The organism is Gluconobacter sp. P1D12_c (genome assembly GCF_018812105.1).
Lineage (GTDB): Bacteria > Pseudomonadota > Alphaproteobacteria > Acetobacterales > Acetobacteraceae > Gluconobacter > Gluconobacter oxydans_A.
Genome location: NZ_JACSIQ010000040.1, coordinates 1 through 3,211, shown reverse-complemented (window position 1 = coordinate 3,211; position 3,211 = coordinate 1). Strand labels below are relative to the sequence as shown.

At 55.0% G+C, this 3,211-nt stretch carries 2 protein-coding genes and 1 pseudogene; all 3 read right to left on the bottom strand.

Annotation, left to right across the window (positions count from 1 at the left end; translation table 11 throughout):
- Positions 1-317: 317 nt before the first annotated feature.
- The gene (locus KP705_RS15220) at positions 318-737 is read right to left on the bottom strand and encodes a type II toxin-antitoxin system HicB family antitoxin (protein ID WP_215764753.1); all 420 of its coding nucleotides are present in this window, start codon (positions 735-737) and stop codon (positions 318-320) included.
- 10 nt (positions 738-747) lie between these two features.
- Positions 748-927, bottom strand: a complete 180-nt coding sequence (locus KP705_RS15215; RefSeq protein WP_215764752.1) for a type II toxin-antitoxin system HicA family toxin — start codon at positions 925-927, stop codon at positions 748-750.
- Between the two features lie 795 nt (positions 928-1,722).
- Positions 1,723-2,919, bottom strand: a pseudogene (locus KP705_RS15210) (IS701 family transposase); the annotation flags it as partial.
- Positions 2,920-3,211: the final 292 nt, after the last annotated feature.

Genomic DNA, 3,211 nt, shown 5'->3' with positions numbered 1-3,211 from the left:
TGAACGCGAGCGCGTAGTCATCCAGGGGGGCAGTCCCCGATCTGCTCAAAACGCAGAGCGAAAGCGACCCAAGGAACCGTCAATCAAATCGCCAAAAGCTTGAAATCACGAACCAAGCACATCAATCAAGGGTTCTTCGATCCCTCTAATTGGCAGAGCAATATTTTTTTGTAGGCTGAATCAAGATTATACCGCAGCCCTATCGCTCCTCCCGGTTTCGGTCCCCTAGTGTCCGGGAATGGGCATTCTCAGACACCAGGAAGCGTATAAGAGGCCTCACGCCACTTTCCTTGGCCATCAGTTCAGGGACCGGAATGTCAGCGCTTACGAACCGCGTCAGGCGTGAGTTTCGCCTGTAAGGTCATGGCTGCGATCATGCCTGACCGGCTTTCGCGGGAGGCTCTGGCGAGAGCGTCCAGCCGTTCCAGAACCCGCCGTGGAAGGGAGATGTTCGCCCGTTCCACCCGGTCATCGAGGATAGCCGGGTCAATGGTGATAATGCCGATGGTCCAGCCCTGATAGTCCGGGTTGCTCTGGATGGTATCGAGAGTGCTGGGAGACGGAACCGCCTCTCCCGCGTCCAAGGTAGCGTCGATCCATGCCGCAGCCGCTTCTTCCGCGCTGGAAAGGGCTTCGTCGAGTGTGTCGCCTGCCGAAAAGCAGCCGGGAAGGTCAGGAAAGACAACGCCGAAAGCCGTTGTCTCGCTGCCCCGTTCGATAACAACCGGATAGCGCATGATGATCCTCCTAGAGACCTGCTTGCTTGCGGATGGCGGCGATCAGTCCGATGCCTAGATCCTTCTTGGGATGAGGCACGACCACGATCCCCGGCCGGGATGGATGTTTGAAGACATTGTGTGAACCGCGCACGCGATCCAGCGTCCAGCCTGCTTTTTCCAGTTCTCGGATCAGAACGGCGCTTTTCATTTACACATTATACACACGCCAGGAGTTCTGTTCAACAAAAACCGGCTTCTGCCATCCCTCGAACACCTTGTGGTCATGGTCGCAGGTGATGCCTGTCTTCCGATGCTTTTCCTACCATGCAATTTCTTGGCGTACGTTTTCGAACAAAAGCTCATCGCTCTCCAAAGGGTAGCGTTAGTAACCGTACCCTTTCGTTCAGAAAGGGGAAAGGTCTAACAGATTGGCACCCCTCTCCCGCACCAACGGTGCAATGGTCTATGAAGAGACCCATTTGAACGCCTCGGAGTTGCCTCGCTACTGCCTCGTATAGGCCTCACAATGGCTTCGAAGAGGCAGCGAAGTAGTCTCGACTCTCGGAATAGTGAAGGCTATCAGGAGGGCAGCAACGTCTTCCCTGTGTCCAAATTGGACACGAGGAAGACACTGAACATCCACAGAAGCCGTCAAACATACAGGATGGTCTCTGTAGCAGAGCAATCATCCTGACAACATGTGCGCGTGTCAGCTGCTCACTCTCCTATTCTGGGCCACGGCTTCTAGAGAGAGTTTGAAGGATCTGTCTGCTGAGTGCCTTTCAAAGACATGACGCGATATTGCGCCAGTCTGGTCATGACTGGTCCAATGACTAGCACTACAGTTGTATTTTGATGTGAGAGGCATAGGATTTTGCCTGATGTGTTCGTCTGAATTGTGACCAGTGCAGAATATGGTTGAGAGAGATCTGACGCTGGGTCAGCCTGACGATAAGGCGCCGGAGTTCCTGAATGGACCACCGGATCAGACTTTGTGCCGGGCTCTTTGTCTTTTTTTTGAAGGCTGGTCATTTGCCTGTGCCCTGACCCCGGCCATGAGGGCGTAGGCCAGCATGACAAACGACACATGACGATGCCAGCCATGCCAGGACCGGGTTTCATTATGGTCGAGGCCAAATTCATTCTTGGCTGTTCTGAACCCCTCTTCGATCCGCCAACGCGTCCCCTCAACCTGAACCAACTTTTCAAGCGTTGTTCCTGAAGGACACCAGACGGTGAAATATGCGAGATCTCCATCGACTGGATTGCGGCGCACGAGGAGGCCGCGGATCCAGACCCTGTCGTCAGCCGGGATATAATCTGCCCCCTGGAGTTCAGCGAGCGGACACCATAACCAGTCATAGATCCGCTCGCCCTTTGTTCCGTGTCCGGCTGACAGGGAAACCCAGTCTTCTCGCGGAGCGTCCTGAGCAATCTCGCGGGCTTCTCCCGCAACCGGTCTCTCTCCCAGGCCCCAGGAGTTGAACCAGTGACTGCCTGCCACCCCCAGAACATACCCTTTTGCGGCATGGCGCAGGCTCATCTCGATCTCGCCCACACCATAAACACTGTCAGCAGCGACCCATTCGAAAGGGAGACCGCTGTACAGACTACGTTCGATCATTTCCCGGGCAAGAGTAGGCTTGGTGGCAAACATCCTGCTTTCTGGAACAGAGGCTGAAGTTAATCGTGTCGGGTCTGTGCTCCAGGCTTTGGGGAGATACAGGGCACGATCCACAAAAGCATGACCGCGCGATGAGACATAGACTGCGAACACACCGATCTGGCAGTTCGTAATTTTACCCGCCGACCCCGTATACTGGCGGCCCACACCGCAGGACGCCTTACCTTTCTTGAGAAAGCCGGTCTCATCAACCACGAGGACCGCACCTTTATCACTCAGGGTTTCCTGGACATGATTACGGACAATGTCGCGCAGACCATCGGCATCCCACTGCGTCCGTCCCAGCAAAGCTTGCTGACGCCAGGGCCCCTCGTCGCCTGCGGCTTCTGCACGCTGCCAACCCGTCTTGCGCGGCAGGTTGCCCAAAAGCGTTTCCAGATAATGCTCCGCCGAAACCGCAACCCGAGCCTGACCAAACAGCGGACGCATCTTGTCCTTGACAACCCGTAGCCCATCAACCGCCACAGAAAGCGTCTCTTCAACAGACGCTCCGCCTGTCATCATATCCTGTTCCATCACAGGACAAAGAATCAGATATCACATCAAAATACAACTGTAGTGCTAGGCTGTCGGTATTCCCCGACACCAAAAGGTCTACCCCGCCGATGTTCAACTGATCTTCCCGGTTACAGGTCGCGGCCGTCCACGAGTGCGCCACGTCCCTAATGTCACGTGGAGGGATCGAAAAACTGTTTGTTGATATGCCTTGGCGAGTAATTTCTGGTTTTTGGCGTATTGATTGACGGTTCTTTGGGGTGCTTTTGATCTGCGTTTTGAGCAGATCRGGGGCTGTCTCCCTGGATGACTA